Here is a 26670-nt window from a genome sequence, read left to right on the forward strand (position 1 = left end):
TCTTACATGCATTTTTTTCATCATACCATAAATTAAGGAGAATTTCACGAAAGACTACACCATTTCAGATGAGGACACTTCAGCTAAATTCGGCTGGAGGCACCGTCTCAGTCAAGCTTGCTGCATTTGGTTCTTTGACATGGGCAAATAATGGATCGATCTGCCAAATATCTGCAGCATAATTTCGCACCGTTTCATCTGCCGAAAATTTGCCTGCATTCGCAATATTCATTAGGCTGACTTTACGCCAACGTTGCGTATCCTGATAGGCACTATCTACCCGATGCTGCGCGTCACAATAGGCATGAAAATCCTTTAATAAAAAGTATTCATCATTGTATTTCAAAAGGGAATCAAAGATTTCCCGACCTTCAACTTGAATATTCGGGATCATCCCATCAATAAAGGCATTGACCACCCGTTGCAAGACTGGATCTGACTCATAGTAGGTGTAAGCAGAATAATTATGCTGGGCGTAATACTGATACACTTCTTCTTCCGTCAACCCAAAGATCGCAATGTTTTCATCACCGATCGCATCTCGAATCTCAATATTGGCACCATCTAAAGTCGCGATCGTTACTGCCCCATTTAGCATCAACTTCATATTGCTTGTCCCTGACGCTTCTTTAGAGGCCAATGAGATTTGTTCACTGACATCCGCTGCTGGAATGATTTTTTCTGCTAATGAAACGTTGTAATTTTCTAAAAATATAACCTTGATTTTATCATTGATGGTTTCATCATGATTGATCAGATTCGCCACTTCATTGATGACTTTAATGATCGATTTTGCGTAGTGATAGCTTGGTGCTGCTTTAGCACCAAAAATAAAGACTCTTGGATGAAACGCTGCAGTCGGATCGTCTTTGACCTCAAAGTAGAGCTTCAAGATATGCATTAGATTCAGCAGTTGTCGTTTGTAAGCATGCAGGCGTTTGATCTGCACATCAAAAATTGCCGTTGGATCTACTGTAATGCCCGTTGCTTTTTGAATGTACTTTGCCAGTGCACGCTTGTTACTCATTTTTGCGTCGGCAATTTGTTGCAGAACGTTTTCGTCATCATAATAATTTTTGAGCAGCTGCAGATCCAAGGGGTCATTGCGCCAACTCGTACCGATCGACTGATCCAGCACTTTGGCTAATGGTTGATTGGCTAGCTGAAGCCAACGCCGTTGTGCGATGCCGTTGGTCTTATTGTTGAAACGGGCAGGATAAATGAGATAGAAGTCATGGAGTACCACTGATTTTAGTAAATCAGAATGGAGCTTAGCTACCCCATTGACACTATGGCTGCCGATGATGGCTAGATGTGCCATATGGACTTGATCATCAATAATGATTCGCGTCCGATCCAATAAGGCTTGCGGATGGACCCCTTGCATTCCTTCGACAAAGCGCCGATCAATTTCTTTGATGATCTGATCCATTCTCGGCAACACTTCTTCAATCATGCGAACTGGCCATTTTTCTAAGGCTTCCGCCATGATCGTATGGTTCGTATAACTCATGACTTTCACGGTGATCGCCCACGCTTGTTCCCAAGCAAGGCCTTCTTCATCAACTAAAATACGCATCAGTTCTGGGACACAAAGCGCTGGGTGCGTGTCGTTGATATGGATTGCTACTCGTTCACTGAGCATCGCTAAAGGCAGATTCGATTTTTTATAATAGCGAATGATACTTTGAATGCCTGCAGAAACAAAAAAGTATTCTTGCATCAATCGTGTGCGTTTGCCGATCTCGTTTGAGTCATCTGGATATAAAACAGCAGTCAAATTTTCTAAGGCTTGCCGTGATTCCAATGTCGCATAATGCGCCTCATCTTCAGCAGGCACTTCGACACTCCACAAGCGCAGTGTGTTGATGTGTTGATTCTGATAGCCAACCATCGCGGTGTCATACGGAACTGCCCGCCAGGTAAAGCCGCCTTCATAGACCGGCGCTAGTTTTCCGTCCTCTCCCGTAACGAGATAGACCTGCCCACCAAATCGAATAGGCACCGCTTTGCTTTCTTTGCGGACTTCCCAGACATTCCCAGAGCGTAACCAATCATCTGGTAATTCTACTTGATGGCCGTCAATAAATTTTTGTTTAAATAATCCATAGCGATAACGAATCCCGTTCCCATTTCCCGGCAAGCTTAATGAAGCCAGCGAGTCCATAAAACAAGAGGCCAAACGACCGAGGCCCCCGTTTCCTAAAGCCATGTCTTTTTCTGTATCCGCAACCTCATCAAGGGAAACGCCTAACTCTTCAAAAACGGTTTCCGCTTGCTCCAACAGCTGCATATTCAACAAATTGCTTTTTAGCATTTTGCCAGGCAAAAATTCGATTGAAAAATAGTACGCTTGTTTTTGATCCTCCAGCAAGAGATTTTTTCTGGTTTGACGCCAGTCTTCTGAATACATTTGCTTCACCACATTGGCTAGTGCTTGAAACAATTCCTGCGGTGAAGCTTCATCCACTTCAATCGCAAAGAGTTCATGAACACTGATTTCTAGCAGTTCACGCAATCGTTCTTTTGTCATAGGGTTACACTCCTTTTTGCATTCAATTTATAAAAAAGAAGAATCCTTGCCGCCAAAATTGCTAGTCTTACAACTAGCAGTTCTGTTGCAGACAAGGATTCTTCTGTCTTAAAACAATCAAACTTTGATAGTATTATACAACTGGATATAAAGATCGGAACTTTGATTCCAGCTGAAATCTTTTGCCATTGCTTGCTTGACCAATACGTTCCACGTTGCCTGATCAAATTGATACAATTCGATCCCTTGCTTCAAGGCATTCATCAAGTAAAATGGTGAAAACTCTTGAAAGCCAAAGCCGGTACCTTGTTTCGTGATCGGATTATAGGAATCTACCGTATCTTTCAAGCCACCGATTTCGTGAACGACCGGTAATGTACCATAACGCATCGCGATCATCTGTGACAGTCCGCATGGTTCGAAGGCGGAAGGCATCAAGAAAAGATCCGCTGCTGCGTATAACTTTTGCGCCAATGCAATATCAAAAGAAATCGCGGCAGCACATTTGTCAGGATATTTTTGAGCAAAATAGCGAAAGCCTTCTTCAAAATCATGTTCGCCAGTCCCTAGTAAGATGAACTGAACATCAAATTGCAAGAGATTTTCCATTTCTTCAAGGACCAAATGGAACCCTTTTTGAGTGGTCAAACGGCTAACAACAGAAATCAATGGGACATCTTTACGGGTAGGCAAACCAAATTGTTCTTGTAGCGCTCGCTTGTTTTTATCCTTTCCTGATAAATCTTCGACACTGAAAGGATAGTCCAAATGAGGATCGGTTTCTGGATCGTTCATTTCGTAATCAATTCCGTTTAAAATGCCGCTGAGTTTGCCGCTTTCCATACGTAAAATCACTTCAAGCCCACAGCCAAACTCAGAGGTTTTGATTTCTTCACTATAGGAAGGACTGACCGTCGTGATGCGGTCCGCATACAAGATTCCTGCTTTCATAAAGTTCAAGCAATCGTTTAAACGTAGTGTGCCATCATCGTATCTCTCAGTCCCCATACCAAAAAGATCTGGTAAAATATCGCGACTATACCACCCTTGAAACCCAATGTTATGGATCGTCAAAACGGTGCGTATGTTTTGATACGCTTGAATCCAATGATATTTTTCTTTGATCAAGAAGGGAATCATCGCCGTATGGTAATCATTGACATGAACGATGTCTGGAATAAATTCAATGCGTTCCATCATTTCGATAACGGCTAATTGGAAGAAAGCAAAGCGTTCCCCATCATCATAAAAATCATAGAGCCGTTCGCGGCCAAAATAGTAGAGATTGTCTATGAAATAATAGGTCACAGAGCCTAGAACTAATTTTTTGATCCCACAATATTGCTTGCGCCAGCCGACCGCCACTTCAAAGGAAAAACAATCTTCCATTTGGTCTTGGTATTCGGCAGGCATTTTCGTGAAATAAGGTAAGACGACAACTGTCTCGACGCCTTTTTTGACCAACTCTTTTGGCAATGCACCTGCAACATCCCCTAATCCGCCTGTTTTAAAAAACGGAGCGCATTCTGCTGCTGTAAACAAAACCTTCATGCGCTTGCTCCTCCGATTACATCTTCTGTCACATGAGAATTCTTCTTAATGACAATCGGCGTTTCTTTGGTTCCCTGCACTTTTACACCTTCTGCGATGGTTACATTTTTATCTAAGATCGCATAAGAGACTTCGGCACCTGCTTTGATTTCGTTATTCCCGAAAATGATCGCACCTTTGACTTTTGCCTCAGGATGGATTTTCGTACGGCGAGCAACCAGTGACTGTTCGACCATACCTTCCACGATGCAACCAGAAGCAAAGTGGCTGTTTTTCACCTCAGACGTTTCCGAGTAATAGGTTGGTACTTCATTCTTCAATTTGGTATAGATTTTTTGATTCGAATAAAGCAATGAGGTGAATTTATGCACATCTAGCATGTCCATATTTGTTTGATAATAAGAAGAGATATCATAAATGTTACTTAAGTAACCAGTGTACTCATATAGGCCAGTGTTCTCCACAGAGATCATCTCTCGTAAAAATTGACCGAGATCTGCCGTTGCGCCAACTTTTTGCCCTTCTTTAAGAGCCGCGATCAGACGATCCGTTTGAATGATAAAAATATCCGTACACAAGTTGACTAGGGAGCTAACTTCCCCTTTTTTCGCTTGGATCGCTTCTTCTAAGTGTCCTTCACTGTCAACATTAAACAACAAGTCACTTTCAGAAACATTGTCACTGCCGATGCGTTTATACACCACAGTCATTTCATTGCCTTGTAGTTGATGAATTTTCAGCAAAGCACGCAAATCGATGTTGCATAAGATTTTGCTGCCCATAAATACAGTGTGATCTGATTTTGATTTTTCCAAATAGTCAATGACGTTATAGTAGTACTCTTGCCCTTCGGCTTGCTTTTTCAATGAGTCTTGGAATAAGTGGATAAAGAACCGGTTTTGAACACCGTCCAAGTTCCACTCTTTTCCACCACCGATATGATCAAAAACTGACTGGGTCTCTCCTTCATTGAAAATCATGTAGACTTGTTTGATGTTGGCATTTTCAATACTTGAAAGATTGAAATCCAGCAAGCGATATTTGCAGTCAAACAACAAGGTCGACAGCGGACGATTCTCCGTTAATGGCATCAAGTCTTGGTATCGCTGTAGGTTCCCTAAAATTGCACACATTTTATTAGTTCTCATCAATCGTCACCCCTAAAATTTCAGAATAGCCGACTACGGCAATTTCGTCTGTTCCATCGATCTCTGCGTCGTCACCAATCACTGCATTTTCCCCAACGATCACACGATTTAATTTGACATTTCTACCAATCACCGCTCCAGGCATGATCACGCTATCTTTGATAGTCGAGCCTTCTTTCACTTGCACGTTCTCTGATAAAATACTGTGCTCGATCTCCCCAGCAACATAGCAGCCGTCCATCACAAGCGAATTTTTAGCAGCACCGGTTTCAGTTACAAAGTGCGGTGGTGCGATTGGGTTTTTGGAGAACACTTGCCAGCTTTTATCCCGGATATTCAACTCCATAGCTGGATCAATAAATTCCATGTTGGCTTCCCACAATGAATCGATCGTTCCTACGTCTTTCCAATAGCCAGAGAAGCGATAGGCAAAAACGTTGTCGCCGCTTTCTAGATAAGAAGGAATCACATGTTTCCCAAAATCGACCATTTCGCCGTCTTTTGTGTAGTTACTCAATAGCATACTGCGTAGACGACTCCAATCAAATATATAAATCCCCATCGAAGCAAGATTGCTTTTTGGTTCGGCTGGTTTTTCATCAAATTCGATGATACGGTCATTTTTATCGGTGTTCATGATTCCGAAACGCGAGGCATCTTTCATCGGTACTTCGAGAACTGCAACCGTCAATGAAGCATCATTTTCTTTGTGTTTTTCCAGCATTTCTTCATAATCCATTTTGTAGATATGGTCCCCTGATAAAATCAAGACATATTGCGGGTCCATCTCATCGATATAAGCGATGTTTTGATAGATCGCATGGGCGGTTCCTTCAAACCATTTTTCGCCTTCTGAATTTGAATATGGCTGTAAGATCGTCACACCGGTACTAATTCCATCCAATCCCCAGCTTGCACCATTTCCGATATGGTTGTTTAGTGCTAATGGCTGGTACTGAGTGACAACACCCACATTTTTGATTCCAGAATTGACACAATTACTCAACGTGAAATCGATGATCCGATACCTGCCGCCAAACGGAACTGCTGGCTTGGCAATATTTTTTGTTAGTTTCCCTAAACGAGTCCCTTGTCCTCCTGCGAGGATCATTGCTAACATTTCTGTTTTCATTTTGTTTGGTGATCTACTCACCGTTCCCCCTCTACTCTTTTTTTATGCTTTCTTTACTGCTTTTTTACGAGTCATTTTGATTTTTTCTGGTTTGATAATCAAAGCCCCAAGTGCAGGCAAAATTGTTTTGATTTGATAGTCGTATTGTTTAAAAGGGGCATTACTGGTCTGGCAGTCTTGGTTATTAGCCACCCAAGTTCCACCAAATACATCCCGTTCAGTGTTTAAAATCTCTCGATACGTTCCTTCGTATGGCACGCCGATCGCAAAATCGTGACGCTCCACTGGTGTCAGATTGACAACAACGATCAAGAAATCTTTTTTCGTTTTTCCTTGTCGTAAGAAAGTCAATGTCGTTTCATCTAAGTTGTCTGCATCGATCACCATCAATGAATCTTCTTGATCATCCAATTCCCAAAGGGCTCGTTCTTCTTTGTATAGTTCATTCAAGGTCTGGGTGAAGAACTGCATTTTTGCATTTAATGTGTCGTTTAAATCGCCCCATTCAAGCCCATGATCATATTTCCATTCTAAAAACTGCCCCCATTCACTACCCATGAATAACAGTTTTTTCCCTGGATGCATCATCATGTACGTATAGAGATTTCGTAGTTGTGAAAACTGTTTGTAGCGGTCCCCCCACATTTTATGCATCAAACTTTTTTTACCATGAACGACTTCATCATGAGAAAGTGGCAAGATATAATTTTCTTGCATCCGATACATGAAAGAGAAAGAAAGCAGATTTAAATGATCTTTACGGAAAATCGGGTCCATTTCATAAAAACGCAGGACATCGTTCATCCAGCCCATATTCCATTTATAATCAAATCCTAACGCGCCTTCTTCGACCATTCCTGTTATTTTGGTTTCAGACGTACTTTCTTCTGCAATCATGACCACTGCTGGATGGGCTAACTTGATAACAGAATTAAGCTTCTGTAAAAAGTAATAGCCTTCAAAGTTGCGATTGCCCCCTTCGTGATTTGGGTCCCATGGACCTTCATCATAATCGCGATAGATCATGTTGGAAACGGCATCTACCCGAATACCATCAATATGATAAAATTCGATCCAGAACAAGGCACTTGAGATCAGAAAGCTTTGGACTTGTGGTTTGCCGAGATCAAAGTTGATCGCACCCCAGCGAACATTTTTCGCACGGTTTTCATCCATGTATTCAAAGGTCGGCGTGCCATCATAATAGGCAAGACTGTCATCATTGACACAAAAATGTCCTGGCACCCAATCAACGAAGACACCTATATTTTCCAAATGACAAGCCTCTACAAAGTCTTGAAATTCTTCTGGTGTCCCATAATAGGAGCTAAGTGCAAAGTAACCAGTCAATTGATAGCCCCAGGAGGTTCCTAAGGGATGTTCCATCAAAGGCATAAATTCGATATGGGTGTAGCCCATTTTTTTCACGTAAGGAATAAGTTCATCTTTTAATTCGGAGAAGCGATAAGGGGTGCCATCTTCGTGGTGCTTCCAGGAGCTGGCATGAACTTCATAAATATTAAGAGGTCGATTAAATGTTTTTTGTCTTTTTTTCCGTCCTTGCCATAACCCATCCCGCCATTTTTTTTGTGGGATCGAATGCAACACGGCAGCAGTTCCTGGTCGAGCTTCAAAATGGACAGCAAAAGGATCGATCTTCAATACTTCTCGTCCATTTGATTGTTTTACTTTGTATTTGTAAAGCTGTCCTTCTTTTACTTGGTTGGTCTCAATTTCCCAAACACCGGATTCCGTCCTTTTGTTCATCGGCAAGGTATCCGTCCATTGGTTGAAGTCGCCAACAAGCCAAACTTGCTGAGCATTTGGTGCCCAAACGCGAAACACGTAGCCATCATCTACTTGATGGGCGCCTAAGAAATGCTGTACATAAAAATTTTCACCACTCAGAAAGTCTTTTTCCGCAGTCAGTACCTGTTGTTTAGTAACCACTCTCTCATCAGTCCTCCTCAAATTCATTTTGATCGTTGACTGAAATGCCAACGAACTTGTTACGCTCTTTCATCTTTTAGAAATCGTTTCAAAATCAACTACATCTCTCTATCTAGCATAGCATAAAACACTGCGCTAGTAACGCAATAACCTTAGTTGCCAGCAAATAATCTTTGACAGAAAAAAACAGCTTGAACGTATCTGTTCAACCTGTTTCAGCTCTACTTTTTAGCTTTTGGAAAATGAAGTATGTGACTACCCATAACTGAAACAAACTTGCTAAAACAAGAATGAAAACTACCATCACTGGAAGTGTTTCAGTTAATTCAAAATATGCCAACAGTGTCCCAAATGCAGAAGAGGCGGAGCAAAAACACCAAAATCGAAACCCATAAAAACTGGTCACCACGGTATAAAGACTGATGATCCCCAACAAGAAGAGCTGAGTAAATCGGTCAAATACTGTATCGGTATAATAAATTTCACCTAACAAGGCTTGGATCGCACCAAAACTTGTCGGTACTTTATAAAGCGTCAGCAGAGCGCCGAGCAAGCTGAATGCACCAATCAGAAGATGACTGCCAGCTAAGCCGATTCGAATGTTTAGTTTCACGCGTCTTTCACAACCTTCAATCTAAAAAAATCCTTTTTCCGCTAACTACTGCTTACACAGCCGTTTTCCTTATTCACTAGAGCCGAAATCATCTGTACTTATTTTGCCTGCCAAAGCTCTTTTACTTGTCCATCCGTGTAAACTTTATAGACTTTATTTGCCGATGAGGTGGTGTTTGTGCGAGCAATCAAGTAGTAGTTCCCGTCACAATCAAACTCACCCTCACTTAATAATTTGTAACTCGTCACTGGCCCATTTGCCATTTTCTTTGCTAAGTAACGCATGGCATGAGCTGGATTCACCAGATAGTTTTGATTGATGAGCCAATCAATGATCACGGAAACGATCGTATTTGCCCCAAACCGTTCCTTTTGTTTTAACGCAAGAATGAGATCGCCATCAGAAAAACGCGTTTCATCGATCCCCGCTTTTGTAATTGCTTGCCGAGCAGCTTCTATTTCTGACATTGATACGAACGTGATCATTTCTGCTTTCGTTTTGTTTTGTTCCAACTGTTCAAAATCAACCGTTTTATATCCTTCCATTTTTATATCCCCTTTCAAAGTTCTAGAATCATCATATCATCAAGAAATCAAAACTCCAAACAAAACGATTGTTGTTTTTTAATTTTTATTCATCAAATTATCATTTGAAGAAATAAGAAAAAAAGCTGCTAGAATCAAATCTAGCAGCTTTTTAATAGTCAGAAAATTTAAAACAAATAATACAATTATTAGAAATTTTAATTATTATTGAAATAAAGTGTATTGTATGAACCTGATTTATTTGCCAAGTGAGCGATCACAAGGCGTTGGACGAACAGATCCTTTTCAGAAGACGGATAACGCTCGTTTTTTAGATTATCACAATTTATTTCTTCCAGCAACAAATGTAGCTCAGGGCTTATGATCTCGACCCGTTGAAGTGATTCCAGAAAAATACTCGGACGGACTTTTTTGTTTTTACGAATGCGTTCAAGGATCACACTCACTTGGTCTAAGTAATAGACTGGATCGACATCACCGATCAAATCCATTAATTCATCATAGATCGCAAGGGGACGCAACTGTTCATTCGCTTCAAAAAAAGCAGGCAGTGTTGGTGGCCACTGTGTTTCTGAGTAAGAGATCAACTGAAATTGTTCATGACTCAATGCATAGACCGCGCCTTGTTCAACTCCTTGCGGACAACCGTAAAAGTATTTATTTTCAACACTTGACGCAGCAAAGCTTTTGATAAAACCCGCGATTTCTTGTGTTGACCAATTGCGCGCTGCTTGATAGAAATCATCACTTACTTGTATCTGCTGTTGATCATGTTCAGTATAGATGGGGAAGCCTAAATAATAGCGTCGTTCTTGACGGATGATCAACTTTTCTGCGATCAAGCGGTCAAGAATTTTATCAAAAGAACCATCTGTAAACTTCGCTTTTAATGCTCGTAGTGTCGGCGGCTCTTGGCTATTTAATAGCTCCTCTACCAACTCATGGAATTTCGAAGATTCCAGTATCGGTTGCAATGAGCGAAAGTGGGGACTATAAAAAAATTTCACTGCGTGTACTCCTTATCCAAACAATCATGAAAAATGCTGGCTTGATCTACCAAAACAGATCTTACCAGCATTCAGACAGTTAGCTTAATTATCCTTCAAAAACCTCTGTTAATTGAGGTACGATTTGTTTTTTGCGAGAAACGACACCAGGTAAAAACGCACGATTGTTGGTTAATGTCGTTTTAAAGGCTGCTTCTACTGGGGCAGTTGGTTCACCAACGACTAGCAGCTCAGAATTACTATCTAAGATATCAGTGGCAACCAGCAAGAACAGATCATAGCCATTTGCTGACATTGATTCTTTCATGGCAGCTTCCAATTCTGCTTGACGGTCAAAGACCTCTTTTAGGTCGACTGTATTGACTTGTCCGATACGGATGTTTTTCCCGCCCATTGGGAAGCTTTTTGCATCAAGATCCAGCAATTCTGCGGCTGATTTCGTCCCAAGATTTGTGCCGGCTTTCAACATATCCAATCCGTATGCTTCCAGTTCAACACCTGCTAAAACCGCTAATTCTTTTGCTGCCGCTACATCTTCATCGGTACATGTTGGCGATTTGAACAACAATGTATCGGAGATGATCGCTGAAAGCATGATTCCTGCGATCGCTTTTGGAATTTCCACTTGATTTTCTTTGTATAACTTCAATACGATCGTACTGGTACAACCAACAGGTTCTGCACGATAATACAACGGATTGGCTGTCTCAAAGTTAGCAATACGGTGATGATCAACCACTGCTAATACAGTAACATCCGCAATATCTGCTGCACTTTGTTGAAATTCGTTATGATCCACTAACATTACTTCTTGGGTTTCCTTTGCCACTGAATCGATCACACGAGGAGCAGCCAGGCTAAAGGTGTCTAGTGCAAATTGTGTTTCTTCATTTGGTGTACCTAGCGCTACTGCTTCACAGTCTTTCCCAAGTTGATTTTGTAAGTTCGCAAAGGCAATCGCTGCACCAATGGCATCGGTATCAGGATTTTGATGACCAAATACTAATATTTTCGACATTTCTTCATCGCTCCTATTTCAATTGATATTCACTTTCTAATCATAGTAAAAAAACAGGAAAGAAGCAATAGCAATCTCTTCTTTCCTGTTTTGATCAACGGGTTAAGTAGCCTTTATAGTCATCTACATGGAGCAAACGTTTGGCATTTTTCACCCGATCTTCGGTTGGTGGTTCGATCCCTTCAAGGGGATATTTCAAGCCTAGCTCATCCCACTTGTATTTCCCCATCGTGTGATAAGGTAAGATCTCAACTTTATCGACATTCTTCAACGTCTTGATAAATTCATCCAAACGGATCAAGAAGTCATCATAATCGCTTCTAAAAGGAACCAGGACGTGACGAATCCAGACAGGTTGATTGATCTCTGAAAGATAATTCGCCATATCCAAAATATTATCATTGGATTGCGTGGTTAGCTCTTTATGGGCTTTGTTATCGATATGTTTGATATCAAACAACAGCAAATCGGTCACAGTCATCAACTCTTGAAACTTACTGAAAAAAGGCTCTTCTCGTGTAAATGGTTTTCCGCAAGTATCCAATGTTGTGCTGACCCCTTCTGCTTTGGCTTTACGAAACAGATCGATCAGAAAGTCCATTTGAAGTAACGGTTCCCCGCCACTAACGGTGATCCCACCTTTTTGTCCCCAGAATTCGCGATATTTCAACGCCTCTTCTAAGACGTCATCGGTCGTTCGTTCGACACCCGTGCCAATCTTCCAAGTATCTGGATTATGACAAAACTGGCAACGCATGCGGCATCCTTGCATGAATACAATAAAACGGATACCTGGTCCATCTACTGATCCAAAACTTTCTGTTGAATGTACTTGTCCTGTTACTGCCATAATGCTCTTCCTTTCTTCGAAACGACGGATAACCATGCTCCGTCTGATACTCTCAAAACAAGAGGCGGCGGATTTTCCCGTCCGCCGCCTGAAGTTGTTGCTTATTACATTGCTTCGTGCATTGTACGAGCAATGACATCATCTTGTTGTTCTTTGGTTAATTTAATGAAATTAACCGCATAACCAGAAACCCGAATCGTTAATTGTGGGTATTTTTCTGGGTGAGCTTGCGCATCAAGTAATGTATCACGGTTAAATACGTTGATATTTAAGTGGTGACCACCTTTTGCTGCATAGCCATCTAGCATTGTTGCTAGGTTTTCTTGTTGTGTCTCATCGTCACGACCTAATGCTTTAGGTACGATTGAGAAGGTGTTTGAAATACCATCTAATGAGTAATCATATGGTAATTTCGCAACTGACGAAAGACTTGCTAATGCACCATGCGTATCGCGGCCATGCATTGGGTTTGCACCTGGAGCAAATGGTGCACCTGCACGACGTCCATCAGGCGTGTTCCCTGTTTTCTTCCCATAAACCACATTAGAAGTGATTGTAAGGATCGAAGTTGTATGTTTTGCATCACGATATGTTTTTGTGCGTTTTACTTTCTTCATGAAAGCTTTCAACAAGTTGACTGCGATATCATCTACACGGTCATCATTGTTTCCGTATTTAGGATAATCGCCTTCGATTTCGTAATCTTCAACAATGCCGTTTTCATCACGAATCGTACGAACTTTGGCATATTTAATCGCTGATAATGAATCAACTGCAACAGAGAAACCAGCGATACCAGTAGCCATCGTACGTAGAATATCTGTATCTTGGAGCGCCATTTCAATGCGTTCATAAGAATATTTGTCATGCATGTAATGAATGATGTTCAATGTGTTCACATACAGATCACAAATCCAGTCCATCATTGTGTCATATTTTTCCATTACTTCGTTGTAATCCAAGTATTCAGAAGTAATTGGTTGGAATTTTGGTCCAACTTGTGCTTTTGATTTTTCATCGACCCCACCGTTGATTGCATACAACAATGTTTTTGCTAAGTTGGCACGAGCACCAAAGAATTGCATTTGTTTCCCGATGCGCATTGCGGATACACAACAAGCGATTCCGTAATCATCGCCCCAATGTCCACGCATCACATCATCGTTTTCATATTGAATCGCTGATGTTTGGATCGACATTTTCGCACAGAATGTTTTGAAGTTATGAGGCAAACGTGTTGACCATAAAACAGTCAAGTTTGGTTCTGGTGCTGGACCTAAGTTTGCTAGAGTGTGTAAGAAACGGAAGCTGTTTTTTGTTACCATGTGGCGTCCATCTTCACCCATACCAGCGATTGACTCAGTTACCCAAGTTGGGTCACCAGAGAACAATGCGTTGTAATCAGGCGTCCGAGCAAATTTCACAAGACGTAGTTTCATGACAAAATGGTCAACGATTTCTTGTGCTTCTTCTTCAGTGATCACGCCATTTTGTAAATCGCGTTCAACATAAATATCAAGGAAAGTTGACGTACGTCCCAATGACATTGCCGCACCATTTTGCTCTTTGATGGCTGCTAAGTAACCAAGATATAACCATTGGAATGCTTCTTTCGCCGTTTGAGCTGGTTTAGAAATATCAAATCCGTAAATGTTTCCTAATTCTTTCAATTCGCTTAAAGCGCGAATTTGTTCACTTAATTCTTCACGTTGGCGGATAATGTCTTCAGACATGGTTCCGTTTCCGCAATACAATAGGTCTTGTTGTTTTTCTTTGATCAAGAAATCCACTCCGTATAATGCAACACGACGGTAGTCACCAATGATCCGGCCACGGCCGTATGCATCAGGAAGACCTGTGATTACACCAGAACGACGAGCTGCTCTGATTTCAGGTGTATAGGCATCAAATACCCCTTGGTTATGTGTTTTACGGTAGTCGCGGAAAATGTGAGAAACTTCCGCATCGATTTCATAGCCGTAAGATTCTGCTGCTTGTTCTGACATGCGGATGCCGCCAAATGGTTGCAAGCTGCGTTTAAATGGTTTTTCCGTTTGGAAACCAACAACTGTTTCTAAGTTTTTGTCTAAGTAGCCAGGTCCATGAGAAGTAATCGTTGAAACGACTTTTGTATCCATATCCAATACGCCGCCAGCTTCACGCTCTTGCTTGTTCAGTTCCATGACTTGATCCCATAGCTTCGTCGTTGCTTCAGTAGCATCTGCTAGGAATTCATCTGTTCCGTCATAAGGTGTGTAGTTTTCTTGGATGAAGTCGCGTACGTTTACTTCTTCTTTCCAAGTTTTTCCTTTAAATCCATTCCATTGTTCCATCTGATGGACCTCCTTAAATTTTCTGTTCACTAATGTAACAGCTTTACGTGAACAGTATAACACACACCCTAATGATTGCAAGTGTTTTCAAGAATTATTTTGAACAATTTAGTTTTTTTTAAGATTTTTATTATTAAAAACGTTGATTTATAAGCATTTATCAAATGTGAATCTTTTATTAAAGTGCGTTTTTTATTAATGTGAAAGATTAATTAAGAGACAAAAAAGCAACCATTCTGTACTGGTACAGAATGGTTGCTTTGTTATAATTTATAGTACAGAATCCTCTGCGATTGCAGGACTGATTTGTGTTTTCACTTCGTAGATTTGCCCCCCTGTTTTCTCATCCATGATAAATGAGCCGTTGGAGGTCCGATCATTGATCGGGATTTGATTCGTGATGACTTCAAAGGCTTGTCCTTTTTGGTTGGTTACCAGTAGCTGCTGGTTCTCTCCATTCCCCATATAGACTACGCGATGAGGGTTTTTCTTCAATTCCCGTAAGACCATCAATCCACGCTTCGCCCGTCCTAATTGGGTGATCTCTTGGGCTAGCATGCGTTTTGCTGCGCCACGTTGGGTAATCAGAACGATCGGTGTATCCCCTTCTGAATAAACTAACAACCCATTGATAAGATAATCATCCGCTTTAAGGTTCATCGCTTTGACCCCAGCTGCTTTTGGTCCCACAACGGGCACTTCATTAAGCGAATACCGTAAGCCAAAGGCAAGATGACTGACTAAAAAGACATCCATTTCTTCTGTTTGATCAGTCAAAAAGACATTGACTAATTCATCTGATTCATCTTTCAGCTTCATGATCGTCATTGGCCGTGTCTTATAGGTGCGCCAAGGTTCAAATTCCGTCATTCGTGTTTGTTTAATCATGCCGTTTTTACTGATCAGCACAAAGTTTTTCAACGGATCGATCTCTTTGTAGGCAAAGACCCCAATGATCATTTCATCTTGCGCCAGTGTCATAACCGTTTGCGAAATATGTTCGCCTAGATCTTTCCATTTTAAATCAGGCAATTCATGAACCGGACGATAGATCGTGTTTCCTTTATTGGTTACCAATAACAGATGATCCAACGTATTCATTTGGTTGCTGTAAAGTAAAGAGTCGCCTTCTTTCATGCCGATCTCTTCTGGTTTTGAGGCACCGTAAGAACGCAAACTGCTGCGTTTGACATAACCGTCTCTTGTGACTGTCACGACGACTTCTTCTTGCGCGACTAAAACTTGTGTTTCGATCTTGATTTCTTGAATTTCGGCTTCGATCTCAGTCAATCGCGGTGTCGAATATTTTTTCTTGATCTCCCGCAATTCCTTTTTGATCACTTTCAGTAATTCACTTTCCTCATTTAAAATCGTTGTCAATTCAGCGATCGTTTCAGCAAGTTCTTTCGCCTCTGCTTGCAATTGTGTGATATCCGTATTGGTCAAGCGGTACAACTGTAAGTTCACAATGGCTTCTGCTTGCTCTTCCGTAAAACCGTGCTGAACAACCAGATTGTTTTTGGCATCTTTTTTGTCTTTACTGCCGCGAATGGTGGCGATCACTTCATCAAGAATCGATAAAGCTTTGATTAACCCATCGACGATATGCTGTCTCTTTTGGGCTTTTTGCAGTTCAAAACGACTGCGTTTTTCGATCACTTCACGCCGATGCTTGATGTAGCTTTCTAAAATCCGTTTCAAACCGACTTGTTGGGGGCGCATATTGTCGATAGCCACCATGTTGAAGTTGTAGTTGATCTGCAATTCGGTATTTTTAAATAAATAATTTAAAATTCCTTGTGCATTTGCTTCTTTTTTCAGCTCGACAACGATCTGCAAACCAGTACGGTCAGTTTCATCACGCACTTCAGCAATCCCGTCGATCCGTTTATTCAAACGAATCTCATCCATTTTTTTGACTAGATTGGCTTTATTGACCTCATAGGGAATCTCATTGATAACGATTTGCTGCTTGCCACCTTTGATGTCTTCGATCTTGGTTTTCGAACGCAGGATCACTTTGCCTTTGCCTGTTTCATAGGCTTTTTTGATTTCTTCTTTCCCTTGTAAAATCCCTCCTGTTGGAAAATCAGGGCCGGGAATATACTTCATCAGCTGATCCAAAGAAGCTTGCGGATGGTCGATCAAATAGACCGTTCCATCAATGATTTCCCCTAAATTATGGGTGGGAATTTCCGTTGCATACCCAGCTGAGATCCCAGTTGAGCCATTGACTAACAGATTTGGGTATTTTGCTGGTAAGACCGTTGGTTCTTTTTCGGTATCATCAAAATTCCACACCAATTCGACGGTGTTTTTTTCTATATCTTTTAACAGCTCACCACTTAATTCTGAAAGTCGTGCTTCGGTATAACGCATGGCAGCTGGCGGATCACCATCCATACTCCCGTTGTTTCCGTGCATTTCAATCAAAATCTGACGCAATTTCCAGTCTTGGCTCATGCGGACCATTGCTTCATAAATACTCGAGTCACCATGGGGATGAAAGTTCCCCATGATATTCCCGACTGATTTCGCTGATTTGCGGAAGCCTTTGTCATAGGTATTGCCGTCTTGGTTCATGGCAAACAAGATGCGCCGCTGAACCGGTTTTAACCCATCACGAATATCTGGCAATGCCCGTTCTTGAATAATGTATTTGGAATATCGACCGAAGCGATCTCCCATCACTTCTTCCAATGTCAATTCTTGTATATTGCTTCTGTGTTCCAAGAGACCACCTCCTATTCCTTAACTAACTGTTTGCTTTCTGCTTGTTCGGTATCCATTAACTTTTCATCAACTAATTCCGGTACCGTATCTTCTTTTTTATCCAAAATACTGCCATCTTCTTCTAAACTGAATTGAACATGGCTTTCGATCCACTTCCGACGAGGTTCTACCTTGTCCCCCATCAAAGTGGTGACGCGACGTTCTGCTTGAGCCGCATCATCGATTCTTACCCGAATCAGCGTCCGCGTTTCTGGGTCCATCGTCGTTTCCCACAATTGATCGGCATTCATTTCCCCCAACCCTTTGTAGCGCTGAAGCATATAGCCTTTACCGATTTTTTGGGTCAGTTTGCTTAGTTCATCATCCGTCCAAGCATATTCGACTACTGCCTTTTTCCCTAACCCTTTAGACACTTTATACAAAGGTGGCAAAGCAATGTATACTTTTCCCGCTTCGATCAAAGGTTTCATATACCGGTAGAAAAACGTTAAAAGCAGCACTTGGATGTGCGCCCCATCGGTATCCGCATCGGTCATGATAATGACTTTGTCATAATTGCAGTCTTCAATCGAAAACTCTGGGCCAACACCGGCACCGATAGTATAGATCATGGTATTGATCTCTTCATTTTTCAAAATATCCTGCATCTTGGCTTTTTCTGTATTGATAACTTTCCCTCGTAACGGTAAAATCGCTTGGAACTTGCGGTCACGGCCTTGCTTTGCTGACCCGCCGGCTGAGTCCCCCTCCACCAAATACAATTCATTTTTCTTAGGATTACGAGACTGAGCAGGCGTTAATTTTCCAGAAAGCAGTGACTCACCTTTTTTGCGTTTCTTTCCAGTGCGGCTTTCTTCTCTCGCCTTTCTGGCAGCTTCACGGGCCTCTCTTGCTTTGATCGCTTTACGAACCAGCATTTGACTCATTTCACTGTTTTCTTGCAAGTAATAGCCTAGTTGCTCGCCAATCACATTGTCTACAGCATTTCTTGCTAAGGGTGTTCCTAATTTCCCTTTGGTCTGTCCTTCAAATTGCAAAAGATTTTCTGGAACACGGATCGACAACACGGCCGCTAAGCCTTCACGAAAATCACTACCTTCAAGGTTCTTATCTTTTTCCTTCAACAAATTGACCTTGCGGGCATATTCATTGAAAGCTTTCGTCATTGATGTTTTCATCCCAACTTCATGGGTACCACCATCTTTGGTACGTACATTGTTGACAAAGGACAAGACATTTTCCGAATAGCCATCATTGTATTGAAAGGCAAGTTCTACCTCGATTGCTTCTTTGGTACCGGAAAAATAAACCACCTGGGTCAAGGTATCTTTTTCTTCATTTAAATAATCAACGAATTCTTTGATGCCTTCTTCATATAAAAAAACTTCATGAATTGGTTCTTCCCCACGTTCATCCGTCAGGGAGATTTTGACCCCTTTTAGCAAGAAAGCCGATTCTCTTAAACGTTCTGCGAGAATTTCATAGGAGAATTTGGTTGTTGAAAAGATCGTGTCGTCAGGTTTAAAGGTGACTGTGGTTCCAGTTGGTTTACGAGTTTTGCCGATTTTTTTCAAAGTACCCGCTGGTTTCCCACCGTCTTTGAAGCTCTGTTTGTATTCGATGCCATCACGAACGATGACTACTTCCAGCCAGCTGGATAGAGCATTTACAACACTGGCACCAACCCCATGAAGGCCGCCAGAAGTTTTGTAGCCTCCTTGGCCAAACTTCCCGCCGGCATGTAGCACTGTGAAGATCACTTCAACAGTAGGGATTCCCGATGCATGTGTCCCGACCGGCATTCCTCGCCCATTGTCTCGAACACTGATACTATTGTCTTTGTGGATCGTAACATCGATTTCATTGCCGTATCCAGAGAGTGCCTCATCAACCGCATTATCGACGATTTCATACACTAAGTGATGTAAGCCGCGGCTATCGGTCGAGCCGATATACATTCCTGGCCGTTTTCTTACTGCTTCTAGGCCCTCTAAGACCTGAATGGAAGCATCATTATATTCTGTGGTTTTCTTTGCCAAACCCACCGCTCCTTTAATCTTGATCAGTCCTTTTTTACTGCTGAAAGGACTGCAAAAAAAATCTTAACACAAAATACGCTTTTTTCAAGCGAACATTTTTCTAAACTATCTTATCCTTTTTCCTTTGTTTGCACAAGCTAGAGTCACAAAATGGCTTGTTTGTGTTTCACAGCTCCGAGGAAAGCTGTTTTTCTTCTTTCTCTGACTAACGAAAGATTTTCTTATTGTTGGAAAGGCGTTTTCATGCTAAAATTGCCCTAGCCTTGCAAAGAAAGTTGGTTATTATGAATACGATTCTTTTATTTATTGTTGCTTACCTTTTAGGTTCGATCCCCTCGGGTGTTTGGATTGGCCAATTGTTTTTCAAAAAAGATATTCGCCAATTCGGCAGCGGCAATACGGGAACGACCAATACATTTCGCGTTTTAGGAAAGAAAGCCGGGATCGTTGTTTTATTGATGGATATCTTAAAAGGAACTTTGGCAACCAGTTTGCCTGTCCTCTTTGGTCTCCATACCGTCAATCCGCTCTGGTTTGGGGTCTGCGCGATCTTAGGTCATACCTTCCCCATCTTTGCCAAGTTTAAAGGCGGCAAAGCGGTGGCGACAAGTGCTGGGATGCTCTTAGGATACAATCCGCTCTTTTTCATTTATTCTTCATTGATTTTTGTTATCTGTCTTTATGTGACAAGTATGGTAAGCCTGACCAGTATGATCGCGGCGTGTTTGATCACCTTATCGACGGTCGTTTTGCCTTTTATCGCCCCTGCGATCTTGCCTGAGCAAAATTGGCTGCTGACCTTCATCGCGATCGGCGTAACGATTTTTATCTTTATTCGCCATCGCGAAAATATTTCACGTATTAAAGACGGGACTGAAAGTCGGGTACCGTTTGGTCTGAATAAGCGTCAAGCGAACAAATAAGCAGAAGCTGAGAAAAGTGCAATGACTTTTCTCAGCTTCTTTTTGCCTGCTTTTATTTGACTGTGATCGAGTACTTTGTTTCAAATAACTCCTCAGGCGAAAGTGCTTGAATACCCAATTTTTCTGAAAGCTCACCGGAAGCTTCCAGTGTATCTGCGATACCGCACCATGGTTCTATACATAGAAACGGCGATTTTACGGGATACGTGGACCAAAAACCGACATACGGCATATTATTGTAGCTTAACGTAACACTATGAGGCGATTTCTCACTGCGAATCGAGTAGGAATGCAATCCTTTCGTTTCATAAACCAGCGCATCATTTGCAAACATATCGTGGGTCAAGCGCAAATCCGTATTCGTTTGACCGAGTGTGCGTTGTTCATAATCAATATAATTGCCTTTTAATGGCAATTTCACTCGTGATTTTTTTGGAGAAAAAGAAAGGTAGTAGTCTTCAAATGTCAGCCCTTTTTCAAGTGGGACGTTGAATGCAGGGTGTCCTCCAATGGAGAAGAATAGTTCTTTTTGACCGCTATTCTTTATTTGATATTTGACGACTAAGCCATCACCGCCTAATTCGTAACTGACATACAGCTGAAAATCAAACGGATACTTCGCTTTGGTTTCAGTTGAACTTTCTAATAGAAACAAGGCATAGTCTGTACGTTTTTCAACGACAGTAAACAACATGTCTCTGGCAAACCCATGACGGGGCAAATGATAACTTTTGCCCTCATGCTGATAGGTGTCCTCTTTTAAGGCGCCAACAATCGGAAATAAGATTGGCGCATGCTTTCCCCAGTGGTTTGGATCAGCTTGCCAAATATATTCAAGGTCATTGCTTGTATCAACTAAGCTTTGTAGCTCAGCCCCTTTTTCTGCAATTTTTGCTTGCAGATGACCCGCCGTGATGGTAACTGTCATGGTCTCATCTCCTAATATTGATGTTTCGTCAATTCCTCTTTAAAGCGGCTGTTAAGCACTTTTAAATAGGTGCCTTTCATCCCCAAAGAGCGGGATTCTATAATGCCGGCAGACTCTAGTTTACGCAAAGCATTTACGATCACCGACCGTGTAATTCCAATGCGATCAGCGATACTTGACGCGGTCAGACGACCTTCGTCGCCTTCTAATGCCTCAAAGATCGCTTGAACAGCTTTCAACTCACTATATGAAAGGGTGTTGATTGCCATTTGAACAGCTGTGGTACTGCGAACATCTTCTTCGATACTGCGGGATTTTTGGTACAAGAATTGCATACCAACAACTGTCGCACTGTATTCCGCTAATACCAAATCGTCGTCATCAAAGGACTTATCGATTCTGGAAAGAATGATCGTACCTAAACGTTCCCCTGCACCGTAAATCGGTACGATGGTCGTTAGTCCGTTGGGATACAACTCACGGCCTTCTACAGGAAAAGCGGTCATATCATCACTGATTGGCACATTAGCTTCTGTGGAAGTCAGGTGATCGACTAAATCTGTATAATTTTTAGGAAACTGTTTTTCAACAAACATTTTTTTGATGCGTTCATTATTGACATCATGGTTCTCAACAAAACCTAACACGCTACCGTCAATGCTAATAATATACGCATTGCTGTCTAGGATGTTTCCTAAAATGACAGCCATCTTGTCGTAAGGCAAATCAGAAGCTAAATTAAAGGTGTTTTTTTGCTGCAATAATTCGTTGATTTGTCTTGTCTTTTCTAATAATGTTTTCATTAGTCCGCTCCCTTTATAATATATACCGGCTTAAGTCTTCATCTTTTGCGATGGACGCAAGTTTTTCTTCCACATACGCTTCTGTGATGGTAATTTCACCCATTTGCATCTCAGATGCTTCAAACAATAAGTCTTCAAGTAGTTTCTCTAGAATCGTATGCAAACGACGAGCACCGATATTGTCGGTATCGCGATTCACTTGATAAGCAATTTCGGCAATTTTCTCGATAGCTTCCATCGTAAAGACTACTTTGACATTTTCGGTTCCTAACAAGGCAATGTATTGCTTGACTAAGGCATTGTTGGGCTCCGTTAAAATTTTAACAAAGTCTTCTTTTGTCAAATCATCTAGTTCCACACGAATCGGGAAACGCCCTTGCAATTCAGGGATCAGATCGCTTGGTTTCGACAGGTGGAATGCCCCAGAAGCAATAAAAAGGATATGGTCTGTTTGTAGGGTTCCGTATTTCGTATTGACTTGCGATCCTTCAACGATCGGCAAGATATCTCTTTGCACCCCTTCACGAGAAACTTCTCCTGACTGCTGTGATTTCGAAGATACTTTGTCGATTTCATCTAGAAAAATGATGCCACTAGATTCTGCTAAACGTAATGCTTCACTATGAATATCCGCGTCGTTGACCAGTTTTGAAGATTCTTCTTGAATCAGCAATTCTCGTGCTTCTTTTACGGTTACTGTGCGTTCAATTTTCTTTTGCGGTTTCAATGCTCCTAAGGTTTCATTCAAATCGATCCCCATTTGTTCTAAGCCATTGTTCATCATCGGTGCTTGATTTTTCGGCTCATCGACTTGGATCGTCACTTCCCGGTTGTCTAAAAGGCCCTTTTCTAATTGCTCAAAAATGGCTTGACGGTTGCTGCGAATCTCATCCGTCAATTCTTCTTTTGGCTCTTCTGGTTGTTGTGCGGCGTTGAACATATTCATCATTTGTTCATAAGGATTGGTATTCTTTTTCTGTTCCTTTTTAATACCAGGAACTAAGACTTTTACTAAACGACGGTTGGCTTTTTTCTCTGCTTGGATCCGCACGTTTTTATATTGTTCTTTTTTCACGATTTGGATCGCATTCTCAACGAGGTCACGTACCATCGATTCTACGTCTCGACCGACATAGCCGACTTCCGTGAATTTCGTTGCTTCTAACTTAACGAAAGGTGCATCAACGATCTTTGCTAAGCGTCGCGCAATTTCCGTTTTACCAACCCCTGTTGGTCCGATCATCAAAATATTTTTTGGTGTGACATCTTGTTGCATCTTTTCATCTAATTGCAGCCGGCGGTAGCGATTTCTCAAAGCAACAGCCACTGATTTTTTGGCGTTGGTTTGTCCAACGATGTATTCATCTAATTCTTTCACGATTTCTCGTGGTGATTTGTTTTGGTTTGTCATATCGTCATCCCTCTTTAAAACTCTTCTACAATGATATTGTGATTCGTAAAGACACAAATGTCTGCGGCAATATTCAAGGCACCTTCAGCAATTTCTTTGGCAGATAGTTCACCGCCATAACGTTTCATCGCACGGGCTGCTGCCAAGGCATAGTTTCCACCTGAACCGATGGCTAAGATCCCTTCATCTGGCGAAATGACTTCGCCTGTCCCAGAGACCAAGAGCATCTCCTTATCATTCATGACGATCAGCATCGCCTCTAATTTTTGCATCGACTGCTGCGTCCGCCATTCTTGTGCCAATTCTACTGCAGCTCGTTGCAAATTTCCGTTGTATTCATTTAGTTTTCCTTCAAATTTTTCTTCCAAGGTAAAGGCATCTGCCACACTGCCGGCAAAACCAACGATCACTTCACCGTTGTAAATTCGACGGACTTTCCGAGCGGTTCCTTTCATAACGACCTGTTCTCCCATCGTTACTTGTCCGTCACCGGCCATGGCAAATTTCCCATCTTTTTCAACCGCACAGATGGTGGTTGAATGAAATTCTGACTTCATTTATGTTCCTCCTGTACCAATTTTACGCGCGTGGATGAAATTGGCGATAATTTTTTTGTAAACTGTCTTTGGTGACATGCGCATAAATCTGTGTCGTCGATAGATTGGCATGCCCCAACAATTCTTGAACGGTCCGCATATCGGCGCCGTTGTTTAATAAATGGGTTGCAAACGTATGCCGCAGCATATGAGGATGGATTTTACTGTCTAAACTGCTTTTTCGAATGATTTGATTCAAAACATATTCGATCCCAGTTGCAGTGATCCCGTCACCAAGATGATTCACGAAAAGGATCTCGTGTTCCTTGTTCTGCTTTTCCATCAGCTGTTTGCGTCCTGAGGAAAGATAGCGTTTGACTGCTGCTTGTGCGTAACTACCGAAAGGAACATAGCGATCCTTATTCCCCTTCCCATGGATCAGTAATACGCCACTTTCCCAATCGATTGCCCCCAGTGTGAGACTGCTGCACTCACTGACCCGCAAACCTGAACCATAAAGGACTTCTAACAATGCTTGATTGCGCTGTTGTAGTGGCTCATCGCCAGCAACACTTTGAAAGAGAGCATCCATTTCCTTCTCATAAAAAAAACGCGGCAATTTGGCGTTTTTCTTTTTTAAATGAATGTAGGCGAAAGGATTCTCTTTGACGATCTCATGCTTGGTTAGAAACTGATAAAAAGATCGCAAACTAGCCATTTTACGACTGATGGAATTACGGCTGTACTCTCGTTCCGTCAAATAGCTTAGATAGACGCGAACATCGCGGTATTCCACTGCTAATGGGTCTTCATTGCCAGACTCTTTTAAGAAGTGAAAAAAATCGCCCATATCTTCTTGATACGCTTTTTTTGTCTTTTTCGAATACCCTCTTTCAACAATAAGATAACGAAAAAACTCTTCTTGAAACTGATCTGTTTGCAAATTAACCCCCCTTTTCATGATTCGAAATAACTTTAGCATAGACCACAAAAAAAAACAAATGAATTGTCAGAATTTAATCAATATTTCAAAGTTTAGACATAATTGTGAAAACTTTCTAAGAATCTACGTAAGATTCTTATCATTGTTCAGAAAGATCCGTTAAATGCGCCAGAAAAACGTACCAGTCCCTCTCCTCAAAAGAAAGAGGGACTGATACGTTTCCACTTATTTGCTTTTATTCGATTGGATCAGTTGTTGGCTGATGCGAACCAGTGCTTTCAGATACAGCCTGAACTAGCTCTTTGTTTCCTTGTTTTGTGGACATCGTGTCATTGATTAACCCAACTAAGTCTAATCCGGTTGTCTCTTTGATCGTATCAAAGGTTCGCGCTAAACCAGCTTCCCCCATTGATTGAAGACCATCATTGCCGCCAAAGCTAACCACTTTATCAATATTGCTCAGTGGCGCATTGACCTCTTTCGCGATTTCAGGCAGCACTTTGATGAACTCCATCAAAATACCAGCTTCGTTCAGTTTGGTCAAAGCAATCGCCATCTTTTCACGGCTTTCCGCTTCGGCTTGACCGACTTTTGCGATCCGTTCCGCATCGGCACTACCTAGTTTTTCAATTCGTTCGGCTTCTGCTTGGGCAGCTAATTTGACTTTTTCCGCTTCCGCTTGTGCTCGTGCGATTTCTCTTGCTTTGTCTGCTAAAGCGTTTTGTTCAACCACATATTTATCCGCTTCGGCTTTTTTACGGACAGTTGCATTCAATTCTTTTTCCGTCAATTCCGCTTGTTTTTCTTGAATCTCGATATTTTTTTCTTGTTCGATCAATTGAACTTTCATTTGTTCGCCGACCGCGATCTGTTCCGCTTTCGCATCCGCAACTTCGCGTTCTTGTTTGTATTGTGCTTGTTTCAATGCCATATCTTTTGTCGCTTCTGCGATTTCTGTTTGGCGACGGATCTCTTCATGCTGTGCCAATTGCTCATTCTCAGCTTGCTTGATTCGAGTTTCTCTTAAGGCATTGGATTCCGCTACTTCGGCATTTTTTTTCACTTCAGCAATCTGAGGGCGTCCTAACGCATCCAAGTAGCCATTGCTGTCGCTGACATCTTTGACCGTAAACGAAACGATCTCCAACCCCATTTTCTTCAAGTCCGTAGAGGCAACTTCTTGCACTTGTTCCGCAAAATCATCGCGGTTTTTATAGATGGCTTCTACCGTCATCGTTCCTAGAATCGCCCGTAAGTGACCTTCTAAGACTTCTTGGGCTTCATCTTCCAGTTCACCAGTGGATTTGCCTAAGTATTGTTCAGCGGCTGTCTTGATCGACTCGGTACTGTTGCCGACTTTCACTAATACCGTGGCACTGGCTTTGATCGGTACGCCTTGTTCTGTATAAACTTCTGGTGTCCCAATCTCTAACTTGTGGGTCAGTAAACTTAATTTATGTGCCTTTTGAACAATAGGAATCACAAACGTCCCACTGTTTTTTAAAATCTTGATGCCTTCTTTTCCTAAAAACGATCCCGTGACGATCAACGCTTCATCGGGTTTTCCGATTCGGTAGCGTATCATCAAAAAGGCGATCAATAAAACTACGAGGACAACGCCCCATAAAATCGGATTACTTAAAAAATCAACTGCTGATCCTGTATCCACCATAA

Annotated in this window: 20 protein-coding genes; 1 reads left to right on the forward strand and 19 read right to left on the reverse strand. The window is 41.7% G+C overall.

The window, feature by feature from the left end; all coding sequences use genetic code 11:
- Positions 1-79 precede the first annotated feature (79 nt).
- The 13 genes from IGI82_RS11525 to parE form a co-directional block, all read right to left on the reverse strand.
- Positions 80-2533, reverse strand: a complete 2454-nt coding sequence (locus tag IGI82_RS11525) for a glycogen/starch/alpha-glucan phosphorylase (RefSeq protein ID WP_438842245.1) — start codon at positions 2531-2533, stop codon at positions 80-82.
- A 117-nt stretch (positions 2534-2650) separates the two neighbouring features.
- On the reverse strand, positions 2651-4084 hold the full coding sequence (gene glgA, locus IGI82_RS11530; protein WP_438842246.1) for a glycogen synthase GlgA: 1434 nt from the start codon (positions 4082-4084) through the stop codon (positions 2651-2653).
- Positions 4081-5232, reverse strand: a complete 1152-nt coding sequence (gene glgD, locus IGI82_RS11535) for a glucose-1-phosphate adenylyltransferase subunit GlgD (protein WP_438842247.1) — start codon at positions 5230-5232, stop codon at positions 4081-4083. Before glgD ends, glgA begins: the two co-directional genes overlap by 4 nt.
- Positions 5222-6364 (reverse strand): glucose-1-phosphate adenylyltransferase, encoded by a 1143-nt coding sequence (locus tag IGI82_RS11540; protein ID WP_016613232.1) that lies wholly within the window; start codon positions 6362-6364, stop codon positions 5222-5224. The genes glgD and IGI82_RS11540 overlap by 11 nt, the downstream gene beginning before the upstream one ends.
- A 42-nt stretch (positions 6365-6406) precedes the next feature.
- Complete coding sequence (gene glgB, locus IGI82_RS11545; protein ID WP_438842607.1) at positions 6407-8341, reverse strand: 1,4-alpha-glucan branching protein GlgB; 1935 nt, start codon at positions 8339-8341, stop codon at positions 6407-6409.
- A gap of 178 nt (positions 8342-8519) precedes the next feature.
- Positions 8520-8927 carry a hypothetical protein gene (locus tag IGI82_RS11550; protein WP_005229650.1) on the reverse strand — a complete coding sequence of 136 codons (408 nt, stop codon included), beginning with the start codon at positions 8925-8927 and terminating at the stop codon, positions 8520-8522.
- Positions 8928-9025: 98 nt separating this feature from the next.
- Positions 9026-9472: a hypothetical protein gene (locus IGI82_RS11555; RefSeq protein ID WP_087627698.1), complete on the reverse strand. Its 447-nt coding sequence runs from the start codon at positions 9470-9472 to the stop codon at positions 9026-9028.
- Between the two features lie 197 nt (positions 9473-9669).
- Entirely contained in the window at positions 9670-10479 is an 810-nt protein-coding gene (locus IGI82_RS11560; RefSeq protein ID WP_438842248.1) for a DUF1803 domain-containing protein, read from the reverse strand.
- An 88-nt stretch (positions 10480-10567) separates the two neighbouring features.
- Entirely contained in the window at positions 10568-11497 is a 930-nt protein-coding gene (locus IGI82_RS11565) for a manganese-dependent inorganic pyrophosphatase (protein ID WP_438842249.1), read from the reverse strand.
- 94 nt (positions 11498-11591) lie between these two features.
- Complete coding sequence (pflA, locus tag IGI82_RS11570; RefSeq protein ID WP_005229643.1) at positions 11592-12347, reverse strand: pyruvate formate-lyase-activating protein; 756 nt, start codon at positions 12345-12347, stop codon at positions 11592-11594.
- A gap of 104 nt (positions 12348-12451) precedes the next feature.
- Positions 12452-14680 carry a formate C-acetyltransferase gene (pflB, locus tag IGI82_RS11575; protein ID WP_438842250.1) on the reverse strand — a complete coding sequence of 743 codons (2229 nt, stop codon included), beginning with the start codon at positions 14678-14680 and terminating at the stop codon, positions 12452-12454.
- Positions 14681-14950: 270 nt separating this feature from the next.
- Positions 14951-17413, reverse strand: coding sequence for a DNA topoisomerase IV subunit A (parC, locus tag IGI82_RS11580; RefSeq protein WP_005236805.1), 2463 nt, complete (start codon positions 17411-17413; stop codon positions 14951-14953).
- A gap of 11 nt (positions 17414-17424) precedes the next feature.
- A complete protein-coding gene (gene parE, locus IGI82_RS11585) occupies positions 17425-19452 on the reverse strand; it encodes a DNA topoisomerase IV subunit B (RefSeq protein WP_087627702.1) in 2028 nt (675 codons plus the stop codon).
- A gap of 284 nt (positions 19453-19736) precedes the next feature.
- Between parE and plsY the strand changes: the two genes are divergently transcribed.
- The gene (plsY, locus tag IGI82_RS11590) at positions 19737-20375 is read left to right on the forward strand and encodes a glycerol-3-phosphate 1-O-acyltransferase PlsY (protein ID WP_008379676.1); all 639 of its coding nucleotides are present in this window, start codon (positions 19737-19739) and stop codon (positions 20373-20375) included.
- Positions 20376-20427: 52 nt separating this feature from the next.
- Here plsY and IGI82_RS11595 read toward each other — a convergent pair whose 3' ends face one another.
- From IGI82_RS11595 to IGI82_RS11620, 6 genes are all read right to left on the reverse strand, one after another.
- Positions 20428-21303, reverse strand: coding sequence for an aldose 1-epimerase family protein (locus tag IGI82_RS11595; RefSeq protein ID WP_315037706.1), 876 nt, complete (start codon positions 21301-21303; stop codon positions 20428-20430).
- 11 nt (positions 21304-21314) lie between these two features.
- On the reverse strand, positions 21315-22106 hold the full coding sequence (gene codY / locus IGI82_RS11600; protein WP_005236817.1) for a GTP-sensing pleiotropic transcriptional regulator CodY: 792 nt from the start codon (positions 22104-22106) through the stop codon (positions 21315-21317).
- A gap of 13 nt (positions 22107-22119) precedes the next feature.
- On the reverse strand, positions 22120-23517 hold the full coding sequence (gene hslU / locus IGI82_RS11605; RefSeq protein ID WP_005236820.1) for an ATP-dependent protease ATPase subunit HslU: 1398 nt from the start codon (positions 23515-23517) through the stop codon (positions 22120-22122).
- 14 nt (positions 23518-23531) lie between these two features.
- Positions 23532-24074, reverse strand: a complete 543-nt coding sequence (hslV, locus tag IGI82_RS11610) for an ATP-dependent protease subunit HslV (RefSeq protein ID WP_005229630.1) — start codon at positions 24072-24074, stop codon at positions 23532-23534.
- A gap of 22 nt (positions 24075-24096) precedes the next feature.
- A complete protein-coding gene (xerC, locus tag IGI82_RS11615) occupies positions 24097-25035 on the reverse strand; it encodes a tyrosine recombinase XerC (RefSeq protein ID WP_016621298.1) in 939 nt (312 codons plus the stop codon).
- A gap of 196 nt (positions 25036-25231) precedes the next feature.
- A complete protein-coding gene (locus IGI82_RS11620; protein WP_438842251.1) occupies positions 25232-26668 on the reverse strand; it encodes a flotillin family protein in 1437 nt (478 codons plus the stop codon).
- Positions 26669-26670 lie beyond the last annotated feature (2 nt).

The sequence above is a fragment of the Enterococcus sp. AZ067 genome, assembly GCF_051715005.1.
Classification (GTDB): Bacteria; Bacillota; Bacilli; order Lactobacillales; family Enterococcaceae; genus Enterococcus_D; species Enterococcus_D casseliflavus.